Origin of the sequence: Desulfosporosinus hippei DSM 8344 (assembly GCF_900100785.1) — a bacterium.
Taxonomy (GTDB): Bacteria; Bacillota; Desulfitobacteriia; order Desulfitobacteriales; family Desulfitobacteriaceae; genus Desulfosporosinus; species Desulfosporosinus hippei.
Genome location: NZ_FNCP01000011.1, coordinates 76,530 through 98,556, shown reverse-complemented (window position 1 = coordinate 98,556; position 22,027 = coordinate 76,530). Strand labels below are relative to the sequence as shown.

Here is a 22,027-nt window from a genome sequence, read left to right as displayed (position 1 = left end):
TATTTTTCCTCCCCTTTCAAATCATAGTTTGGATAACAACCATCAACTTCAAGTAAGTACCAGTAACATTAAAGTTCGAATATCCCTCCTTTTGATTATTCAACTCCATGGCAAGCTACAAAATGACCCGGAAACACCTCCTTTAGCAGAGGCTCAGCTTGACTACATAAGTCTGTCACCTCAGGGCACCGAGTGTGAAAGCGACACCCAGATGGAGGATTAGCAGGACTTGGCACATCCCCTTTTAACAAGATCCGTTCTTTTTGCTGATCCGGATCAGTATTAGGAATTGCCGAGATCAAAGCTTTGGCATAGGGATGTTGAGTGTTATGATAGATATCCGCATGACTGCCGGTTTCAACAAGTTTTCCTAGGTACATGACTCCAACCCGATTGCAGATATGATGAACCACGCTTAGGTTATGGGAGATAAATAAGTAGGTCAGGTCATACTCTTTTTGGAGATCTTCCAATAAATTAATAACCTGCGCTTGAATCGAAACATCTAAAGCAGAGACTGGCTCATCGCAAATAATCAGCTTAGGGTTCAAGGTTAAAGCCCTGGCAATCCCCACCCTTTGCTTTTGCCCCCCCGACATTTCATGGGGATAACGGCTCAAGTGGTACTCAGATAATCCTACCCGATTCATCAATTCTTTGATTTTAGCCTTTCGCTCAACCTTTGAGCCTACTTTATGAATGTGAAAAGGTTCATTTAAAATGTCCTCAATGGTCTTTCGGGGATTTAAGGATGCGCTGGGATCCTGAAAAATCAGCTGCATCTTCTTTCGCATGTCCTTCATCCTGTTATTTTTCAAGGAGACTATGTCCTCTCCCTCAAAAATCACCTTGCCGGCATTTGGTTTATAAAGTCCAAGTATAGTGCGTCCGAGAGTACTTTTGCCGCACCCGGATTCTCCCACTAAACCAAAGGTTTCCCCTTTAAACAATTCAAATGAAACGTCATCCACGGCTTTAATATACTTTTTATTGAAAGAAAAGCTGCTTTCGCTCTGAAAATACATTTTTAAATTCTGCACCTGCACAAGCACATTATCTTCCATGTTCCACTCTCCTAGTCTTGGCCTAATTCATTGACCTGACGCCAGCATCTGACAGCCCGGTCTGGGGATACATGGATCAAATCAGGAGCCTTCTCTGAGCAAATCGAGGTTGAATAGTTACACCTGGGTTGAAAACTGCACCCGAAGGGCATTTCAAAGGGGCTGGGTACTGTGCCTTCAATGGTATGTAAGCGCAGCTTTTCTCTGGTTATGGTCGGAATAGACCTTAATAGTCCCTCGGTATAGGGATGCAGAGGCTCTCTGATCAATTCTTTAAGGGGGCCGGACTCTACCACCTGACCGGCATACATGACGACAACACGGTCACACATTTCCGTAATTATCCCCAAATCGTGGGTAATCATGATAATGGCCGAGTCAATTTCCTGGCGTAGATTTTTCAACAACTCCATAATTTGAGCCTGAATGGTGACATCTAGAGCTGTTGTTGGTTCATCCGCCAAAAGCAGTTTAGGTCGACAGGCCAGAGCCATGGCGATCATGACCCTCTGCCGCATTCCACCTGATAATTGATGAGGGTACTCTTTAAACCTTTGCTCCGGAATTGGAATACCCACCATCGTCAAGAGTTCCAAGGCGCGAGCCTTGGCTTCTTTTTTGCTAAAGCCTTTATGCAGCAAGAGGGGTTCCATGATCTGTTTGCCACAAGTGTGAATAGGGTTTAAAGAGGTCATAGGTTCCTGAAATATCATGGCTATCTCATTCCCTCGGATCTTGCGAACTTCTTCAGCCGATAATTCCCTGAGGTCTTGCTGGTTGAAAATTATCTCTCCCGATGTCTCTCCAGGGGGATTAGGTACTAGGTTCATAATTGATAGAGCGGTAACGCTTTTGCCGCTTCCACTCTCCCCAACAATGCCCAAAGTTTCACCTGACCGTACTGAAATACTCACATCTCGAACAGCCCTAAACACACCTTCTGAAGTTCTAAATTGCACATTTAAATTATTAATTCTTAGTAAATCGTCCTGTCCGATATCATCACTCATATTCATGTCTCCATAAAGATTTATCTTATCTTAGGTTTCTGAAATTAGTGAACTCATTCAACGAAAGATGAACTTGAAAGTTAAACTTCTGACCATTAGAACATAAGGTTCTTAGGTCTCGATAATTTCTCGAGGAAAATTATTAAAGCGCACCGGCCCGTTTTCCGTTAGTCCAACAATATCTTCAATACGAACCCCATATTTGCCCGGTAAATAAATACCCGGTTCAATACTGAACGTCATACCTGTCTTGAGGATTTCTTGATTGCCCTTAACTATATACGGATCTTCGTGGATATCCAGCCCTATGCCATGTCCGGTCCTGTGAATAAAGTATTCTCCATATCCGGCTCGAGAAATGACTTCCCGAGCAGCCTCATCGACTTTCTCACAGGCAATCCCTTTCTGAACCGCCAAAAAGCCGGCTTCGTTGGCATCCTTTACAGCATTAAACACTTTCTTGACCTCTGCAGAGGCCTTGCCCACAGAAAAAGTTCGAGTCATATCTGAGCAGTATCCTTGGAAGAGTCCTCCAAAATCTAATACCACTAAATCCCCCATCTGTAACTTTCTTTCGCCGGTATAATGGTGAGGAGAGGAGGTGTTAGGCCCTGAGGCCACAATGGGTTTGAAGGAAAGCTCTTCCGCTCCATATTCCTTCAGCTTGCCTTCCACAAAAAAGGCTAATTCCTTTTCAGAAATTCCCGGCTGAATAACCATCCGTACTTCCGCCATAACCTTATCTGTTAAGCCCCCGGCTTTTGCTAGTTGACTCATCTCGTATTGGTCTTTAAACATTCTGATTTCCCGCATTAGATTTGAGACACCAATGAACTCAAACCCAGCAAAAGCCCTTCTTAGACTCAAGAAGTGTCCTGCCCACATTCTTTCATCAATTGCTGCTATGGCTGAATCCTTCTTAATTAGGGGAAGTAATAAATCCACCGGATCTGTTTCATCAGACCAGGTAGCTAAGTCAAAATTCTTCTCTTCCAGGTTCTCTGCTGCTTCTCGATACATATCCGGCATGATCATTACCGGCTTGCCCTCTGCCGGCACTAAAAAAACTTGCAGCCTTTCATCAGCTGTGGTCTTTAATCCTGTTAAATAAAAAAGATGAGACGTAGGGGCAAATACCATATAATCAGTATTTTGAGATTTCATGATTGCTTGGATTTTTTGAATTCTTGCTGTATAACTACCCATAGATTCAAGTGCCCTCCTCTATATTCTTCCAGATATCATCTTTGTATCACTGTCAACAATTTGAAATTAAGATTATTTCACTAAGAACCAGACTATTTCACAGCTCTCTGCTCCATCGTTTACAGCCCAATGTTCCTCACCCGCCGGGATTAGAGATGCTTGACCTTCAGATACCCGGCATTCTTTACCCCCACTCACGGTTAAAATAGACCCCCGCATTATAAACGAGTATTCATGCTCAGCATGCACTCCTACTCCTTCTGCCGGAACCCTTGCTCCGGGAGGAAATACCACGGTTCCCATAGTCACCTGGGCATCCTTTAGCGCGTCTTCTCCGAAGAGAGTTTTCATGATCACATCACTACGATCAGCTGCTTTAATATTCGCGTTTGTAATAATTTTCATGCAGAGCTTTCTCCTAACATTTTAAGTTAAGTTAAGTTAAGTTAAGTTAAGTCAATATACTATGACCTTTTGATTAAGTTAAACCTATATAGCCCTATATAAACACGATTACTCATGAAAAATAATGGGAGTAAGTACAGCAATCATATGAACCGATTCATCCGTTTGATTATGCCAGGTATGATCTAAAAGGGAAGGAAAATGAATCGTATCCCCTTCGTTCATTTCGTATTCTTTGTCTCCCACCTGCATTAGGACTTTCCCCTTCAACACATAGTAAAACTCTTCACCGGGATGATTAAAAACAACCTCCTGCCCTTGGTGCGGGGCTAATACTATATGAATCGGCTCCAAAACCTTGCCGGAAAAGTTACCTCCTAAGCGGGTAAAGATCGAATTTGATCGTTCAATCTGAAAAGGCTTGCGCTCCTCAACAGGTGTAAAAAAGCTGTTAGTGACGGTATTTTCAAAAAAAGAGGACATCGAAACTTTAAATACATCCGCAATCTTTTGCAGGGATGTGATAGCCAGTGAGCTGTTTCCTCGTTCTACTTGAGAAAGAAAACTTACGGAAAGCCCCGTTTTTTCACTTAAATCTTTAAGTGTCATATTCATGCTGACACGCAGGCTCCGAATTCGCTCATAAATATTCTCCATAAAATCCCTCTAATTCCTATAATAATTTAGTTATATGAAATATATTACAGTAATACTAAAATGTCTAGACTTTTGGAAAGATAATACAGTATTCAAAAAGGACTGCCGCCAAATTTTTGGCAGCAGTCCTTTTTATCTCGTCATTTCTTAACGCGGTGCGATTCCCGTCAAAACCCCATAACCGCCGAGCACCTTTACCCTTCCCTCAAGCCCTCCCTTAAAGGATTCCAGCTCAAGCTCCTTACCACTGCCTTGTTCCAGAAAATACCTATCCAGGCTGTAGTTCACACGATATGAATTCATCTCATTGAAGGAACCCTGAAATTTGCCTTTCAGGTAAACTCCTTGTTTGGGTTTTGATTCACTGACCTGGTCAACCACATAATACCTACCCTCTTGTTTAAGGTTGACATAAAGGGTTTTATTATAGACCTTATCGACTGGTAAGGAAACTTTAGACGTTGGAACATCAGAGATAGCAAAATTAATGGCCACATAGTCTCCTCGAAAGAGATCTGTCGGGTCGTAAGCCTTAGTTTCCAGAACAATCTCTTGCCCGAAGAGAACAGTTGCTTGAGGTTTAATAGTCATAGCTAAGAGGATGAACAGAGGGATCGCTACAGCAAGAAGGAAAGTTTTCCGTTTAGTCATGCCAAAGTACCCCCTTTTGTTTTCATCCGTTCAAAATAGAAACCAAAGGCTAGTAAGAGCAGACCTCCGACAATAAAAAACATGGATTTCGGTAAAAACGCAAAGGTATCTGTATAATACCTGAAGATCGTAACACATACAAAGACTAAACTAATCAGACTACCCTTGCGGATTAAGAAAAACAGCAGTGTCACAAAAGCCAAGGCAAAAAGGATACTTACCAGACGGGCCGATTGGGCATAAACCAAAACATTCCATAACTCAGGGATCGTTAAAATCACACCGGTTACCCCAAAAAGAATATTACCCTGAACTCGAAAAACATCCTGCTCAAAGGTGTGCTTTACCCCGTACATCAGAAGACCTATGCAGAAAAAGAGTGCAGCGACATATAAACCATCCAGGTCATAGCTTAAGGCAATTCGAAAAATGAAGCTTAAGCTTGTTAAATTAGCAACAAATAATAACAATCTAAATTTATCAAAGTAGTTGAAAGCAAGATACACAATTGGAACCCCGAACCAGCCAGCATAAGGAAAGCCTTGATCAAACGATCCGAGCAAGTAGACCATAAAAAGAGAGTTAACAAATAGCATTAGATACTTATCCTTTTGCTGGATCGCCATGGGCAGGACACCTAGCGACCAGAGCAAAAACGCCGTGGGAAATTCCCCGCCAAAATTGTACATCTGGCCAATCAGAAAGATGCCTGCTCCATAGACAAGTGTACCTAAGTAAATCAAACTCCTGCCCGTTCTAGGATTATTCTCAGAGAGCCTATATCCTGCCAGGTTGACTCCACAGAAAACTCCGAAGATAATCAACAGCTTGGATAAATGACTGATCCCATCCCAATTGCTGGCAATAAAACTCAATATTCCCAAGCCCACCAAAATAGCACCAATAGTAACTACTACTCGAATAAAGTTTGGGCCGCTTTTGACATCATAAGTCTCTAATATTCCAAGCCTTTGTTCCTCTGTGATTAAGCCGGAACTTTCAAAGTAACCTAGTTCCTTACTGATTAAGGAGAAGTTCGCTTTAGTAATTTGCCGTTTCATCAGTTTCCCCCTCCTCTACACTAAATTTGCACAAGTATAGTAACACGGAATAGTAAAGCTCTTACCTACTATAATTGAAGATGAATTTGATTATAGGGATTTCAACTTTAACTTAACACCATATGCTATCGATTCTATGACCTTCTTTCTTCCATCTTATCTATGATTAGTGACATATTATGTTATTCCAAGGCTAGTTTTCTGAAATAATTGTTAATTAATATTCTACTCTATTAATAATTATTTTACAATTGATATTATTCCCTCTCAAATTTGTCATCATCTTCCATCACTTCAGCCCCATTGGCCAGAAACGCCTTTTCCCAATTATCCACGTAAAAATCTGTTGCCCACTCAGCCATTATGACGGAAGCCCCGGCCGGGAGATCAATTTTTGCCAAAGGTTCATTAACCAGTTGACCGGAAGTGATTGAAAAAGCTAACAGCTTAGTCTTGGTCACCACCAGAGCCATATCCCGATTAGGGGATGTAAAGGCATCAACTGCATCGGGAACCTTGTCTTTAATATACTGCCAGCTGAGACAGAGAGTGTCATACATAATCAATTTCCCAGGGGGAACTACATTCACATTAAAATCCAGATACCTAGGCTCACTTGAATTTTGTAAATAATAATTAATTCTGCCTCTCAGATACCAATGCCCATTTTTTCGGATCAGCCCAAAATTCTGTTCGACACCCAAGTCATCAATTGATTTGATATTTGGGTTTTTATAGAGAGACCGGCGGGCTTGGGCCCGTGCATTGCTATAGGCAGCTGATCCGTTGTCTCCCAAAAGGTCAGACACCTTGATTCCCTCAGAGGTTGAGATTTTATCCACGGGCAGCACCTGCAGATGATTCACCCCCAGATTGTTTTCCACAACGACAAAGTCATTTCCCACATACTCAATCACCTTTTTGCCTGAACTTTTCTTTGCCTCTCCCCGGCTAATCATAGTCTTTAGTTGGGAATCTAAGATCTTTGTCGAGACATCATGGGCAGATAACCCCTCTTCCAGGCTTAGTTCATCCAGCTCCGGACGGATCTGAAGTTCCCAAAAGCCGCTGCTGCGCGGGAAGAAAATATTGTTTCCTTTTAATATAGGCTGCAGCTTCATATGATCGATGGCCAGCCAGAGAGTCTGATAGGTGAATTCGCCTTTTGCTTCATGATCGGCAACATTTGATTCTTTTGGCAGTTTGAGCCCTAACAAGACGCCTGACGAACCAGGATTACTCTGTTGGTTAGTCATAAAGTCATTTTGGTCAGTAGAAACTAAATCACTTTCCACTTGATCCGAGATCTTCTTCAGGTACAAGACGTTACTCTGAACAAAGGCAATCAGCCTTTGCTCATCTATTCTCATGAATTCACCAATAAAATTCTCTTCAGAGGATACAGTAATAACTTCTACATCTTTGTTTTCCGGCATGAGCTCATTGGGTAAGTTGAGATATTTGGTTACTAAATAATTAGTAGAATTAACTCTCTTTATTTTAAATTCCGGGCGGTTCCAGACATAGTCACCCAGCAAGGCAAAATTCCCTGATAATTGAATGTTCTTGCCCTCCCAACCTAGATTATCCTCTCCAAGTTTTTCGTCGCTTTCCATCTCCTGGATGACTAACCACTGTCCCTCCAAGGGACAAATAGTATGAACCGGAGGCACAATTTTTCCCGCTGTCGTCCAAGACAGATCGGCACACCCATTTAACGATAAAAGCAAAAAGATTACAAGTAAGATTTTATACACCCTTCGCATAGACCTTCTCCTCTTTAGGCAAGGTGATAAGCACCTTTGTCCCTTGCTTAAGTACACTGCTAATCTCTAAATTTCCACCCATTAGATTGACGAGCTCCTCACAGATTGAAAGGCCTATTCCGTTTTTCGAGCGAGAGCTTTTACCCTTGTAAAACTTCTCTTTGACCATAGGCAGCTCCTCAAGAGCTATTCCACAGCCGGTATCAGCTATGGTAAACAATAGATTTTCCTTTTGCATAACGGCAGAGAAATCAACTCGTCCACCGGCAGATGTAAAATTAAAGGCGTTATCTAAAATGTTAATAAACACCTGTTTTAGACGATTAATATCTGAATAAAAGCTGGGGAGATTAGGAGAATAGTGAACGTTAAAATTGATATCTTCTCTGACTGCCCTGGGAGTTAATTGTTTTTGAATATGTTCCATAAGATCGGTTAAATCGATTTCTTCTTTTTGCAGTTTTACCCGGCTGGATACAAACTCCGAGAAATCTAAGAGTTCATCAACCATTAAAGTAAGCCGCTCACTCTCTTTGGCAATAATCCCCAAACCGTCTGCCAGCATCTCTTTCTGTTGAAACTGTTCATTTTGTAGAGTAATAGCCCATCCCATGATTGAGGTTAAAGGAGTACGCAGTTCATGAGAAACAGATGAGACAAAATCATTTTTAAGTTGTTCCTTTTTCACAATCTCATCCGCCATATAGTTTAACGTATCAGATAGCTTGCCGATCTCATCTTCACGTTTTTTTTGAGTGCGTGCTTGAAAATTACCCCCTGCCATCTCTTGAGCTGCTGCAGTAACTTCTTGCAAAGGATCGACTATGGTGTTGGCCAAGAAAATGCTAATCAGACCGGCAAAAAAGATTACAGCTAGACCAATTGAAATAAAGATATAGGCAGTATTTTTAATATCCTGATCTACAGAACTTAAGGAAGTGATAAAGCGCAAAGCCCCCACTATCTGATCATTAGACTTTAAAGGGTAGGACACTGCCATGACCTTTTGCCCATTCAGTTTGCCTATCCACTTTCCTATTTTTCCGTTTAACGCATCCTGGATATCATTAATTGCCACATTTCCCGCTGGGATTACTCCTAAGGAGTCCATAACTATATTGCCATTCTGATCCACAATTTCCACTTCAGCATTACTCTGGTTCCAGAAAGCGTCTACATTGTAGAGTACATTTTCCTGAAGGGAGGTGTCTGAGAAATACTTGGCATACAAATCAGAGGAAATCTTAATCTGATTTGTGAGGCTTCCCTCAAGACTTCCATAATAGTTTTGCCGAACTGTATAAATCAAGAGCACCTCGAGAATTGTCACAGTAATGATAATAATAATCATAAAATTGGCGGTCAGTCTTGCTCTAATCCCTTTCATCTTAAGAGTCCTGCTGCCATCGATAGCCCGAGCCCCAAACTGTCTTAATATATTCAGGTTGGGAAGGGTTGTCCTCAATCTTTTCCCGCAAACGCCTAATATGGACATCCAACGTCTTAGTATCCCCAAAGTAATCATCACCCCAAACAGTATTCAGCATTTCTTCCCGTTTGAGTGCTCTCCCCGGATTCTCCATGAATATTTTTAAGAGTGAAAACTCAATAGGAGTCAGCTCAATCTCCTGCTTACTTTTAAATAATTTGTTGGCAGTAATATTTAAGCGCAATTCCCGACAATTATAAATCTCTCTAGGCTCTTTATATCTAAGGCCTCTGCGCAAAATAGCCTTTACCCGAGCTATCAATTCTAAAGGGTTAAAGGGCTTAACCATATAGTCATCAGCGCCTAATTCTAAACCAAGGATTTTATCCGTATCCTGACCCTTTGCAGTCAGCATAATTACAAAAGTCTCTTGCATAGTCTCGCGAATTTTTTGACAGACTTCCAGCCCGCTGATACCTGGAAGCATGAGATCGAGTACAACTACTTGGGGGTCAAAGATTTTCAACATCTTAAGAGCTTCCTCTCCGGAAGCAGTGTGCTCCACTAAATAACCGGCTGCGCTGAGATTAAGGGTAATAAAACGTCGGATTGATTCCTCATCTTCAACGACTAATACCTTTACTTTTTTATCCTTCATCTAACCACTCCGTGTACGACTATTACAGGATAAAGATCCCGCACATCTATTTTAAACTATTTGTCTTTGAATAAGCGCTTTTTTTGACCCCGAGGTAAATTAATTCTTCATTAAACCTCCGGAAAAGATTATGGGCATAACATTAGGACTTAACACTTCGAAGGAAAAACCTTGCTTTCTCAACATCCTAATAATCTCTGGTAAAGCGTCAATGGTTGTGTCCTTACCAACAAGATCATGTAAAAGAACTACTACTCGTGTTTTCCCTTGGATTTGCTGCTCGACAAGCTGAACTAACTGATTTTTAGGGACTTGTTGGGCCTTTGAGTCCCCCGGATCAACATTCCAGTCCTCCATCAAATAACCCTCTGCGTCTATAGCATTGAAATAGCTTATATTGAAATGCCCTATTGTGCCTCCCGGAGCACGAATTAATTGTGGACGAATACCTATGGTCTGGTAGATTATTTCCTCAGCTTTCTTCACATCAGCCAGAAAATCCTTGGGAGTCTTATAGATTTCTTTCATGTTATGAGAATAAGTATGGTTGCCAATCCCATGACCTTGCTCATACTCGGCCTTCAGCAAATCCGGATAGAGCTCCACTTGCTTGCCGATAGCAAAAAAGGTCGCTTTGACGTTTTCCTCAGCTAAAATCTCCAAAATTTTAGAGGTTGAACTGGGGTAAGGGCCATCGTCAAAGGTCAAATAAGCCACTTTTCCCTTCTCAGGTATAAATTTCCGTTGGCGCATAGCCAGACCAGGAGCAGTCGGCGGGTTCCCTAATTCATCGTAGTAGGGATGAACCGGAGTATCTGGCGGGCCGGGTTGGGGAGAGGGAGATAATTCATCTTTAACTGTGCCTGCAATGGTTATGTTCGGATTTAATTCTGATTCTGATACAGGTTCAGATTTGATAGGCGGTTCTATTGACGATCCTGAAGACTCTGCTGGAACTTGAGATTCTTCAGGCCACATCTCAGGCTCTTGCTTTCCCAAGTCAGGCTCAGACAACGGAGGATCACTTTGCTCTGGTTGAGAAATTTTCTCTTCAGGGGGATTATCCTTTGGTTGGGACAGAGTTGATTGATCAGGATAGTCCTTTTGCGCTGAAATTTCAGAAACCAAAGCAGGGGACGCGGGTGATGGCTTAGAATTATTGTTATCAATTGAATCCGCAGACGAAGTTGGCTTGACTTGATTCAGTACTTGGGTATCGTAATGACGAGCCACTGTTTGAGTAGCTTTACTCCAGCCAGGAAATCCTTCTAACCAGATAAAACTAAAGGACAAAAAGCAAGTCATAAATGTGATGCTTCCAATAATTTTCATTTTGGACATAGTTCGCTCTTCCTCTCTCTACCTCTTGTCCCCAGCTTAATAAAACCGTTTATTCGCTATGCTTTTACAATACACTAAATAACTCAAAGGTTAGTTACAAAGAAATTAATAATAGTTACAAAATAGTTACGGCAAAACAAAACGCCGGTTTCCTCATTTTCGAGGAAACCGGCCTTAAGAGACTGTATTGTTAGATTGGACTAAAGAAATTATTAATTTTCAGAAAAACTGCTTAACAAAGGCAGCATGTACTTATTGCCTAGTTCACACTAAAATCCGGTGTGTTCTGTCCGGGTAATAATCTCTTCCTGCAAAGCCTCGCTCAAATCGCAGAAATAATCACTGTACCCCGCCACTCGGACAATCAGATCTCGATATTTTTCCGGTTCAGCTTGGGCAGCCCGCAAGGTCTTAGCACTGACTACGTTAAATTGGATATGATGACCGCCTAATTTGAAATACGAGCGCACCAACTGAGCTAATTTGCCCAGCCCCTCTTCTCCCTCAAGAACCTGAGGAGTGAACTTGAGGTTTAACAGGGTACCTCCGGTTCGAGCATGATCCAGTTTAGCCGCGGATTTAATCACCGCTGTTGGCCCCATCAGATCCATTCCCTGAACGGGGGAGATTCCTTCCGAAAGAGGTTCCCCAGATCTACGACCTTCCGCAGAAGCACCAATTACCGAACCAAAATAAACATGGCAAGTGGTCGGCAGCATATTGATCCGATAAAAGCCCCCCTTGGTATTGGGCCTGCCATTGACTTCACTATAGTAAGCATTAAAAATATCCACCATTACATCATCAGCATAGTCCTGATCATTGCCAAAGTGAGGGGTCTTGTTAACCAGAAGCTGCCGCACTGCTTCATGTCCTAAGAAATTGGCGTTAAGCGCGTCAAGCAGCTGATCAATGGTAAGATTTTTCTGGTCGAAGACATGATATTTTATACCTGCTAAGATATCTGTCAAGCTCCCTAAACCCACTCCCTGTACATAGTTGGTATTATAGCGAGCACCCCCGTCATTATAATCCTTTCCCTTGGCTATACAATCATCAATTAACAGTGAAAGAAAAGGCGACGGCATGTAAGTGGCATAAAGTCTTTCAATAATATTGCTTCCTTTAACCTTGATGTCCATAAAATAATGCAGCTGTTTCTTAAAGGCTGCGAATAACTCTTCGAATCCCTTGAAAGACCTGGGATCTCCGGTTTCTACACCCAATTGTTTACCCGTTCTGGGATCTAATCCATTATGTAAGACTAATTCAAAAATTTTAGGCAAATTGAAATACCCGGTAAGAATATAACTTTCTTTACCAAAGGCCCCCGTCTCCACGCAGCCACTGGTTCCACCTTGTCGGGCATCCTCGATAAGTTTTCCCTGGCGTAAAAGTTCTTCTACCACAGTATCGGCATTGAACACTGATGGTTGACCCCAACCTTTACGGATAATTCGAGCAGCCCGCTTCAAGAAACGATCTGGATTCTTCTTACTTAACTGGATGTTCGAGCTGGGTTGTAAGAGGCGCATTTCATCAATGACATCCAAGACCAGATAGGTTACATCGTTGACACCGTTTGATCCATCAGCTTTAAGACCTCCGCTGTTGATATTGGCAAAATCCGTATAGGTTCCACTTTCCGCTGCAGTAACTCCTACTTTAGGAGGAGCCGGTTGGTTATTAAACTTCACCCAAAAGCATTGCAGCAGTTCTCGAGCCTGTTCCTCATTCAAAGTCCCTTCATCGATACCTTTTTGGTAGAAGGGAAATAAATGTTGATCCAGCCGTCCCGGACTAAAGGCATCCCAGGTATTAAGTTCTGTAATAACTCCTAAATGGACAAACCAATAGGCTTGCAAAGCTTCCCAGAAATCCCGTGGGGCATTGGCTGGAACGTGAGAGCAAACCTCGGCAATTCTCTCTAACTCTTTTTTTCGCAAGGGGTTAGCCTCACTGCTGGCCAGTTCCAGTGCTTTTTCCGCGTGTCGTTCTGCAAAGGAGATAATGGCCTGAGCACAGATCCTCATGGCTTTGAGTTCTTCTTGCTTATTGTATGCTTCAGTATCATTTAAGAAATCAAGCCTACTCAAGTGGTCATCTATTTTAGCGATAAAATCCCTAAATCCTAAGTGATAGATTTTATCATCAAGTACTGTGTGCCCCGGAGCTCTTTGCTCCATGAACTCTGTGAATATCCCAGCATCATAGGAAGCCTTCCAATCCTCAGACATTTCCTCAAAAATCAGATCCCGCATAGAGTTATTTTGCCAATAAGAGATGATTCGCTCTTCATAGGCTTTTCGAACTTCCGGGCTGACTTTAAAGGATATTTTTGGCCGGGAATTCAGAATATCCAGATCCTCCAGACTATGACAGCAGAGTTCAGGATATGTATATGTAGCCTTAGGCGCAGGCCCTCTTTCTCCGACGATTAACTCATCTTCATTAATGCAAATCTCTTTATGCTCCAGTAAATATTTGAATGCTAAGGCCCTTTGCACTGGAACCGATTTATTACCTGCCGAACGATAGTATTCAGTGATTAACTCTGCTCTTTCAGCAGAAATAAATGCTTCGGTTTCTAAGCTTTGTTCTCTTAGTTTTGTCACTCTCTGATTCATACTTCGTCCTCTCCTCTAGCTGAGTTTATGGTCAATGACCATTCTATTGTTGATTATACCGCAAACACTTCATACTTAACGATATACACAGGACAATTTTTTCCGCTAACTACCAGCAGGGGAGTTAGCCTCTATGGCTCAAGAACTAAATGATCAAATTAGCAAATTCAAAATCTAGCTCTTCAATTTCACTAACTATAAATGATCATCCCCCAATTTTGACCTTTATTCCGAACTGCTCCAACTTCTGAGCAATTTCGGACATTCTTTCATCATTGGGAGAATTGAGACCTGACAAACCATACTCCCGTCCAAGTCTCAGATACTTATCTACTCCTGCTTTATGGTAAGGTAAACAATGAATTTCCTTGACACGTTTTAGCCCTGAAACGAATTCCCCGATTTGATGGAGATTATCTTCATCGTCATTGATTCCGGGAATAATAGCAACCCGAACAATTACTTGTGAATGATTCTCGCAAAGCCAACGCAGATTGTCTAAAATTTGTTCGTTAGGAACCCCGGTGAAGTTCCTGTGCTTACTGCTGTCCATCAGTTTTAAATCGTAAAGAAAGAGATCCACGTAAGGACTAATTATTTTCAACGTCTCAATTTTTACAAATCCGGCTGTTTCTACTGCTGTATGAATTTCTTTCTTCCGACACTCTTTAAGTATCTCTATCAGAAAGTCAGCCTGTATTAACGCTTCACCACCGGAAAAGGTTACTCCTCCCCCGGATTCGTCGTAGAAAATTAAATCTTTCTCGATTTCAGTCATTACATCTTGAAGGGACATAGCTTTGGCAGCTAGTTCCCTTGCCCCGGTGTGACAAACATTGCAACATTCTCCACAGGCCAAGCACTTATCTTTGAAATAGTGTAGTTGGCCTTCATTATTCTCAACGGCTTTACTGGGACAAATGCTCAAACATTGCCCACAGCCGATACACTTATCCGGTCGATAAATTAACTCTTGATCAAATCTCTGACCCTCAGGATTATGACACCACTGACACTGAAGAGGACATCCCTTTAAAAAAACGGTCGTTCTAATGCCCGGGCCATCATGAATGGAGTACTTCATAATATTAAAGATCCTGCCATTAAGCAAATTCATACACTCCTACCTAGAAACTCATCGTTATTAAAGTATAGCCTTATTTATTATTCTACACATACCACTTGGTTCCTCTCTAACAAACTCCCTACTTTCAACCTTAGTGTTCCTATTTAGAAAGAGGTCTTGGCAAATTCACTCCCGCTGAGACAATCCCAATGAACAAGCTGATTCAAGAAACATCCCCTAAATACCAAGAAGGATCTGCGACTTAATTCAGTCATTTACAGATCCTTCTTTCTTATCAGCTTTTGTTATACTCGTAAAATTAATTTTCTCTCATGTAAGGATAGCTAACAACTGTCCGGGGAACAAATGTCTCTTTAATTGTACGTTGACTCATCCAACGATATAGATTTATGGCACTGCCGGCTTTATCATTGGTTCCCGAACCACGACTTCCCCCAAAAGGTTGTTGACCAACAACTGCCCCCGTCGGTTTATCGTTAATATAGAAATTCCCTGCCGCATGATCTAAGGCCCTGGACATCTTGATAATAGCAGCTCTGTCCTGGGCGAAGATCGAACCCGTCAAAGCATAGCTGGTTGAGGTGTCACATAACTCTAAGGTCTCTTCTAATTGGTCATTGGGATAGACATAAATCGTTAAAACCGGTCCAAAGATTTCTTCTACCATGGTCTTGAATTTTGGGGTTTTTGCCAAAATAATCGTTGGCTCAACAAAATATCCCACACTGTCATCGCATTTGCCACCTATGATGATTTCTGCATCACTGGATTCCTTGACGTAATCGAGATACCCTTTTATGTTGTTAAAGGACTTGTGATCGATAACCGCATTGACTAGATTCGTGAAATCACGGACATCTCCCATTTTCAGCTTGCCAATCTCTTCTTCAAGACGTTTCTTGACATCCCCCCAAAGACTTTCAGGAATGTAGGCCCGGGAGGCAGCAGAACACTTTTGTCCTTGATATTCGAAGGCCCCCAGAATGATTGAGCAAGTAAGAGCTTCAACATCTGCTGATTCATGGGCAAAGATAAAGTCTTTACCACCGGTCTCTCCCACTAAACGCGGATAGGTTACATAGTTGCTGATATTTCCACCGACCTGATTCCAAATCTTATTAAACACATCCGTAGAGCCTGTGAAATGGAAGCCGGCCATCTTCGGATGATTAACCACTACCTTACCGAAGTCAACTCCTCGGCAGGGAACAAAATTGATCACGCCGGCAGGTAACCCTGCTTCAATCAGGATTTGCATGACGTAGTAATTTGAGAGCACAGATGTTGAGGAGGGTTTCCATAACACAGTGTTCCCTGCCATAGCCGGGCAAGTAGCCAGGTTGCCGCCGATAGCTGTAAAGTTGAAGGGCGTGATTGCCGCAACAAAACCATCCAGAGCCCGATACTCTACCCGGTTCCAAATTCCACTTGAGTTGTTCGGCTGCTGTTTATAGATCTCTTGAACGTAGTAGGTGTTAAAGCGCAGGAAGTCCGCTAATTCACAGATGACATCAATTTCCGCTTGAAAGGCATTTTTGCTTTGTCCAAGCATACAGGAAGCTGACATTTTTGCTCTGTATTTTCCGGTCAGTAAGTCTGCAGCCTTTAAGAAAATTGTAGCCCTATGCTCCCAAGGCATGTTTTCCCATTCTGCTTTGGCTACTTCGGCTGCTTCAATGGCCATTAAGAGTTCTTTTTCACCGGCCACATAGTATTCGCCCAGTACTTTTTGGTGATCATGAGGGCAAATCATTTTTTCCTTATTCCCGGTACGAATCTCTTTCCCGCCAATAATTATCGGTACTTCGATGGGGTTAACTAATTGTCTCTCCAGCTCTGCCTTTAAGGCAATTCGTTCCGGGGAACCCGGCAGATATTCTTTGATTGGTTCATTCTCCGGAAGTTTAATTTGAAAATAGGCGTTATTCATCAAAATTCCCCCTCTTAATTCTTAAGAAACACTACTAACTCTTGCATTATAAAAGGTATTAAAAAGATCCTTCCCCCACACCCTTAGACCACTGCCGATTCAAGCACGAGGTTTCCCCCGCTGAAGCGATTCAGACTAAAACGTTCAATGGGCATAAAGCATTCCTGTTCCAGTATCTTCTGGACTAGAAGAACAGCAGTTTGAGGGGCAACCATGAAACCATGTCCACTGAAACCGGCAGCTACCCACATTCCTTCAGCCCCCGGAACTTTATCTAAAATAGGATTGGCATCCGGACTCATATCATATAGACCCGACCACTGACGGACAACTCGCAGGTTCTTCAATAAGGGTAATACCGTAGTAGCCTGACGAGCCACATCCTCTAGAAACTCCCAACTGGAATTTATGTTAAAGTCTTTAGGCTCATTGGGATCTCCTACTCCCATAATGAAACTGCCGTGAGGAGTCTGTTGACAGTATAGACGATAGTGAAGAGAAATGACCATCGGCCCTTGACAAGGCTCTACAGGTTCTGTGACCAGAGCCTGATGCCGCTGGGGATAGAGCGGTAAATCAAAATCAACCATTTTGCAGATAGTCCCCGCTGCATAACCACAGGCATTAATCACCAAAGATGTATTAATATCTCCCCTAGTGGTCTGCACAGAAGTAACTTTGCCCTTTTCCAGGGTAATCCCGGTGACGGTTGTATAAGTCTCAAATTTTACTCCCAGGCGTTTGGCAGCTTTATAATAAGCATCTACAACATGAAAGGGGTTGGCATGACCATCAGACTGGCAGAAGGTAGCCCCGATTAAGCCATTAAGGTTTAAATGGGGGACGATTTCCAAAGCTTCTTGCGGAGTTATCATTTTGGTAGGAATTCCCAGGCTATGTTGTACAGCCACATTTTTTTTGTATTGATTCCATTCCTCTGGGGTATAGGAGACCATTAAATAGCCGCCTTGCTTAAATTCAATGTCTTTGTCATATTCCAGCTCTTCATTCATACCCTCAAATCGTTTCACACTGTCACGGGCTAAAATAGCATTGGTTTCTGTTCCCCATTGCTGACGAACACCGGCGCCGCAACGTCCGGTTGCTCCGGAGGAAAGGTAGTTCTTTTCAATCACTACAATGTCCTTAACTCCACGGATAGCCAATTCATAGGCCACGGAGCAGCCGATAATCCCGCCCCCAATAATCACCACATTAGCATTTTTTTGCAATTTATTCACCCCTCGCAAAGGTTCCTAGTTTCACCGGTTTCACAGTAGGCCGAAAGGTAGGCATTAAAACTTCGCCTACAGGCACTTTATAATATTTCGCCAATTCTTGAGCAATCAGCATTCGACAAGTACGTCCCTGGCAAGGGCCCATACCTGCGCGAATTACGCGTTTAATTTCATCAATCGTACGGTAACCTTGCTCAATTAAGGTTTTTATTTCATCAAGGGTGATATCTTCACATCGGCAGACAATCGTCTCCTTAGATTGCATGTCTTAACCCTCCCAAACGAATACTGCGCACATCCATGGCCAGATCTTGAGGTACAACTAGCCACAGAGTGTAGGTCTTATTTTTCTGACCACCTGATTGAACTTTAATTATTTCAAAGACACCAAGTTCCTCACCGGAACGGTTTAACCCGGTAACTTTATCGCCAACCTTGGGCACCGGCAAGTATTCATAAGGAATTCTGACAACGGCCTCTCTATCACTATAGGAGCCATCCACAATAAAAATAGCTAACCCCGGGCAGCGACTTAAGCAAACACCACAGCCATTACATATCTCAAAATCAAGTTTTGGCAGGTTATTGATATCTTCCATGGGCTGAATGGCACCTTGTTTGCAGGCCTCTGTACAAGGGTTACAGGGAATCTCTTGGAAGCATTCAATGATGGCTACGGGACCTTTTTTCAGCCTATCTGGGGAAGGGGAAACCTTTTTGACATCTTCTGCTGTAGGAATTCCGGTCTTGTTTAGCATACTACTTCCCCCTTGTCCATCAGTTTCATAATCCCTTTCATTGTCTTATGTCCCGCCGGGCCGGAACGGAGTTCATTCAACTCGGCAAGAGCTTCTTCTTGAAGCTTTGGCGCAGCTTCAAGACCATATCCTAAACTATAGGCAGCACTAATGCCAGCTAAGCGACCCTCTACCATAGCGGAACTTGCTTCCTCTACTCCACTTACATCCCCGGCTACATAAAGCCCGGGACGAGTGGTTTCTAAGTATTCATCCCTAATAGGCACATGTCCGGAAAGCTCCGGCACATATTTCATCCGGCAATCCGCTTGAAAGCATAGTTCAGTTAAGGGGCTTAACCCAACAGCTAAACAGATTACATCCACTTTAAGGTCTTGTTCAGTTCCTTGTATCGGTTGCCAGTTCTCGTCAAGCTTACAGATGACAGCACCTTCAACGCTTTCTTGGCCATAAGCTTCAGTGATTGTGTGGGAGGTCAAAATGGGCACCCCGGCCCGGCGAATCTTAGAAGCATGAACCAGATATCCACCTATTGCAGGAGCAGCTTCAATGATGGCAGCAATTTCCACTCCCGCTTGCATTAACTGATAAGAAACGATCAGGCCGATATTTCCGGCACCAATCATCAGCACCCGTTGACCGGGAACAATACCATGTACATTCATTAGGGTTTGTACAGCACCCGCTCCATAAATACCTGGGAGATCATTATTAGGGAAAACGATCATCTTTTCAGATGCGCCGGTAGCAACAATTATTTTCTTAGGTTTAATCTTTACGTGCTCATCCTGAGATTCTGCAGTTACTACACCATCTTCATAGATTCCAAGAGCCGTAGTGTTAGTCCAGACTTCGACCTTGGCACTAGTCTTACATTGTTCAATAAGTAAATTTCCGATCTGGAAACCCCGATCCCCGGCATATTGCTTCTTCGAACCGAAGAATTTATGGGTCTGCTTCACCAGTTGACCACCAGGCAATTCATCTCGTTCCAGGACAAGGACACTGGCACCTAGATTTGCAGCGGCTGAGGCTGCACTTAGACCTGCCGGACCACCGCCAATAATGAGAACCTCAATCTCTTTCACTTTAGGCTCCCCTTTCCTTGTTGAGTTTCTACCCTCATGCCTGGCTTTAACTTTTCAACACAAATTCTGACATTTGGTTCTCCATCGACAACCATAAGACATGAAGAACAATTTCCAATAGCACAGAAGAGGCCACGGGGCCTGTGCATGGTATGACTGTGGCCTAAAACTTTAACTCCTGCTGCATGAAGTGCAGCAGCGATAGTTTCACCCTCAAAGCCCTTAAGTTCCTGCCCATTGTAGAAGAAAGAGATTTCTTCCCCACGCAGGAATTCTAAAATTGGATGCTCTGTGATGCGCATTAAAACTCACTCCCCCAGTAAATAAATCGATGCAAAAGAATGTCCTTTCCTATTGTTCATAACAATATGCAATTCTCGTGCCATAGGCTTGGGTGATTAAGGGCAAGTGGAAAGTATACAGTCTGAGCAGCCTTATGCTATTTAGGCAATAACAAACAGAGTTCCTCTTTCTAATCCATTGGGGTTTATGATGAAACCCCAAGATCAGAAAAAGGAACTCCAATAATTCAATATACTTGATGAGCTATTCTCCCAGATAAGCCTTCCGAATATCCTCATTTTGAGCCAGATCTGGGGCAAGACCTTCCAAGACTATTTCCCCTGTCTCTAAAACATAGGCTCGATTGGAGATCTCTAAAGCTAAGTGAGCATTCTGCTCTACTAAGAGAATTGTTGTTCCGGCTACATTGATATCTTCAATAATATGAAAAATCTCTTCCACCAGCATTGGTGCCAGACCCATACTTGGTTCATCAAGTAAGAGTAAATCCGGCTGCGCCATCAAGGCCCTTCCCATAGCCAGCATTTGTTGTTCCCCCCCGGATAAAGTGCCGGCCAGCTGCTTAATTCTCTCCTTTAAGCGTGGAAAGTGATGATATACTCTGTCAAAATCCCCTTGGCCAGGCTTTCCCTTCCGAGTATGAGCACCCATCAGGAGGTTCTCATAGACAGACATATCAGGGAATACGCGGCGTCCCTCCGGCACATGAGACAGACCCATCTCGACAATTTTATGGGGGGAAGCCCCTTGAATTTGAACATCCTTAAAGGTTATCTTACTATCTTTATTAGATGGTTTTGAAAGTCCGGAGATAGTACGCAGAGTTGTACTCTTCCCAGCTCCGTTGGCACCAATCAAGGCAACAATCTCTCCACTTTTCACTTCCAAGGAAATGTTGTGTATTGCCTTAATTGAGCCATAGCTTACACTGATATTTTCTAACTTCAACATCTTGGTTACCCTCCCTAGCGCCGAATTCTGCTTTTGAATTTACCGGAGCCCAAGTAAGCTTCGATAACAGCTTTGTTGCTTCGAACTTCAAGAGGCGTTCCCTCAGCAATTAGTTTACCATAGTCTAACACAGCAATTCTCTCAGAAATACCCATAACCAGCTTCATATCATGCTCAACCAGAAAAATTGTAATACCCGTATCACGAATTCTACGAATCATTTCCATCAATACTACTTTTTCTTGAGGGTTCATACCAGCCGCTGGCTCATCTAAGAGAAGGATCTTCGGTTTTGATACTAAGGCTCTAGCAATTTCCAAACGTCTTTGCTCCCCGTAGGAGAGGTTTTTAGCCATGTCTTCTTTCTTGGCATCTAAATCAAGAAATTCCAAGGCTTTAATCGCATTTTCTTCCATTTCAGCTTCTTCCCGTTTCATACTGGGCAACCTGGTAAAGGCTTGTAATAGACCGGCCTTTCCACGGCAGTGAGCACCTATCTTAACATTATCCAAGACAGATAGTTCAGGAAATAGCCGTATTGTTTGAAAGGTCCTGGTAATTCCCATATCGGCAATCTTGTGAGTAGGAATTCCAGTTAAAGCTTTGCCATCAAGGGAAATCTTCCCTTCCGTAGGCTGATATATACTGGTAATCAGGTTAAATACCGTACTTTTTCCCGCTCCATTAGGACCAATTAAAGCCAATATTTCACCCTGCTTTACTTCGAGGTTTACAGTATCAACTGCAGTCAGACCTCCAAAGCGGATGGTCACGTTGTCCAAAGTTAATAAGCTCAC

At 42.7% G+C, this 22,027-nt stretch carries 21 protein-coding genes; all 21 read right to left on the bottom strand.

The window, feature by feature from the left end; translation table 11 throughout:
- Positions 1 to 95 precede the first annotated feature (95 nt).
- The 21 genes from BLS16_RS11250 to BLS16_RS11150 all read right to left on the bottom strand — a co-directional run bounded on the left by BLS16_RS11250 (position 96) and on the right by BLS16_RS11150 (position 22,027).
- Positions 96 to 1,064 (bottom strand): ABC transporter ATP-binding protein, encoded by a 969-nt coding sequence (locus BLS16_RS11250; RefSeq protein WP_092333248.1) that lies wholly within the window; start codon positions 1,062 to 1,064, stop codon positions 96 to 98.
- An 11-nt stretch (positions 1,065 to 1,075) separates the two neighbouring features.
- Positions 1,076 to 2,074, bottom strand: a complete 999-nt coding sequence (locus BLS16_RS11245) for an ABC transporter ATP-binding protein (RefSeq protein WP_092333246.1) — start codon at positions 2,072 to 2,074, stop codon at positions 1,076 to 1,078.
- Positions 2,075 to 2,185: 111 nt separating this feature from the next.
- Positions 2,186 to 3,280, bottom strand: coding sequence for a M24 family metallopeptidase (locus tag BLS16_RS11240; protein ID WP_092333245.1), 1,095 nt, complete (start codon positions 3,278 to 3,280; stop codon positions 2,186 to 2,188).
- A 72-nt stretch (positions 3,281 to 3,352) separates the two neighbouring features.
- Positions 3,353 to 3,685, bottom strand: coding sequence for a cupin domain-containing protein (locus tag BLS16_RS11235; RefSeq protein ID WP_092333243.1), 333 nt, complete (start codon positions 3,683 to 3,685; stop codon positions 3,353 to 3,355).
- A 108-nt stretch (positions 3,686 to 3,793) separates the two neighbouring features.
- Entirely contained in the window at positions 3,794 to 4,342 is a 549-nt protein-coding gene (locus BLS16_RS11230; RefSeq protein WP_092333241.1) for a helix-turn-helix domain-containing protein, read from the bottom strand.
- Between the two features lie 147 nt (positions 4,343 to 4,489).
- A complete protein-coding gene (locus BLS16_RS11225; RefSeq protein ID WP_092333239.1) occupies positions 4,490 to 4,993 on the bottom strand; it encodes a GDYXXLXY domain-containing protein in 504 nt (167 codons plus the stop codon).
- Positions 4,990 to 6,054, bottom strand: a complete 1,065-nt coding sequence (locus tag BLS16_RS11220) for a DUF2157 domain-containing protein (RefSeq protein WP_092333237.1) — start codon at positions 6,052 to 6,054, stop codon at positions 4,990 to 4,992. The genes BLS16_RS11225 and BLS16_RS11220 overlap by 4 nt, the downstream gene beginning before the upstream one ends.
- A 257-nt stretch (positions 6,055 to 6,311) precedes the next feature.
- Positions 6,312 to 7,820, bottom strand: a complete 1,509-nt coding sequence (locus BLS16_RS11215; protein WP_092333235.1) for a hypothetical protein — start codon at positions 7,818 to 7,820, stop codon at positions 6,312 to 6,314.
- Complete coding sequence (locus tag BLS16_RS11210; RefSeq protein WP_092333233.1) at positions 7,804 to 9,207, bottom strand: sensor histidine kinase; 1,404 nt, start codon at positions 9,205 to 9,207, stop codon at positions 7,804 to 7,806. The genes BLS16_RS11215 and BLS16_RS11210 overlap by 17 nt, the downstream gene beginning before the upstream one ends.
- Position 9,208: 1 nt before the next feature.
- Complete coding sequence (locus BLS16_RS11205) at positions 9,209 to 9,907, bottom strand: response regulator transcription factor (protein ID WP_092333231.1); 699 nt, start codon at positions 9,905 to 9,907, stop codon at positions 9,209 to 9,211.
- Between the two features lie 99 nt (positions 9,908 to 10,006).
- Positions 10,007 to 11,248: a polysaccharide deacetylase family protein gene (locus BLS16_RS11200; RefSeq protein ID WP_092333229.1), complete on the bottom strand. Its 1,242-nt coding sequence runs from the start codon at positions 11,246 to 11,248 to the stop codon at positions 10,007 to 10,009.
- A 269-nt stretch (positions 11,249 to 11,517) separates the two neighbouring features.
- Entirely contained in the window at positions 11,518 to 13,875 is a 2,358-nt protein-coding gene (gene hypD, locus BLS16_RS11195; protein ID WP_092333227.1) for a trans-4-hydroxy-L-proline dehydratase, read from the bottom strand.
- A gap of 205 nt (positions 13,876 to 14,080) precedes the next feature.
- Positions 14,081 to 14,986 (bottom strand): glycyl-radical enzyme activating protein, encoded by a 906-nt coding sequence (locus BLS16_RS11190; RefSeq protein ID WP_092333225.1) that lies wholly within the window; start codon positions 14,984 to 14,986, stop codon positions 14,081 to 14,083.
- 274 nt (positions 14,987 to 15,260) lie between these two features.
- Positions 15,261 to 16,892 carry an L-glutamate gamma-semialdehyde dehydrogenase gene (gene pruA, locus BLS16_RS11185; RefSeq protein ID WP_092333223.1) on the bottom strand — a complete coding sequence of 544 codons (1,632 nt, stop codon included), beginning with the start codon at positions 16,890 to 16,892 and terminating at the stop codon, positions 15,261 to 15,263.
- 83 nt (positions 16,893 to 16,975) lie between these two features.
- Entirely contained in the window at positions 16,976 to 18,124 is a 1,149-nt protein-coding gene (locus BLS16_RS11180) for an NAD(P)/FAD-dependent oxidoreductase (RefSeq protein ID WP_092333221.1), read from the bottom strand.
- Position 18,125: 1 nt separating this feature from the next.
- Positions 18,126 to 18,395 (bottom strand): (2Fe-2S)-binding protein, encoded by a 270-nt coding sequence (locus tag BLS16_RS11175; protein ID WP_092333219.1) that lies wholly within the window; start codon positions 18,393 to 18,395, stop codon positions 18,126 to 18,128.
- Entirely contained in the window at positions 18,385 to 18,888 is a 504-nt protein-coding gene (locus tag BLS16_RS11170) for a 4Fe-4S binding protein (RefSeq protein WP_092333217.1), read from the bottom strand. The genes BLS16_RS11175 and BLS16_RS11170 overlap by 11 nt, the downstream gene beginning before the upstream one ends.
- On the bottom strand, positions 18,882 to 19,976 hold the full coding sequence (locus tag BLS16_RS11165; RefSeq protein ID WP_092333215.1) for an NAD(P)/FAD-dependent oxidoreductase: 1,095 nt from the start codon (positions 19,974 to 19,976) through the stop codon (positions 18,882 to 18,884). The genes BLS16_RS11170 and BLS16_RS11165 overlap by 7 nt, the downstream gene beginning before the upstream one ends.
- On the bottom strand, positions 19,973 to 20,278 hold the full coding sequence (locus tag BLS16_RS11160) for a (2Fe-2S)-binding protein (protein WP_092333213.1): 306 nt from the start codon (positions 20,276 to 20,278) through the stop codon (positions 19,973 to 19,975). Before BLS16_RS11160 ends, BLS16_RS11165 begins: the two co-directional genes overlap by 4 nt.
- 244 nt (positions 20,279 to 20,522) lie before the next feature.
- Complete coding sequence (locus BLS16_RS11155) at positions 20,523 to 21,230, bottom strand: ABC transporter ATP-binding protein (RefSeq protein WP_092333211.1); 708 nt, start codon at positions 21,228 to 21,230, stop codon at positions 20,523 to 20,525.
- A gap of 14 nt (positions 21,231 to 21,244) precedes the next feature.
- Positions 21,245 to 22,027 carry an ABC transporter ATP-binding protein gene (locus tag BLS16_RS11150; RefSeq protein ID WP_092333209.1) on the bottom strand — a complete coding sequence of 261 codons (783 nt, stop codon included), beginning with the start codon at positions 22,025 to 22,027 and terminating at the stop codon, positions 21,245 to 21,247.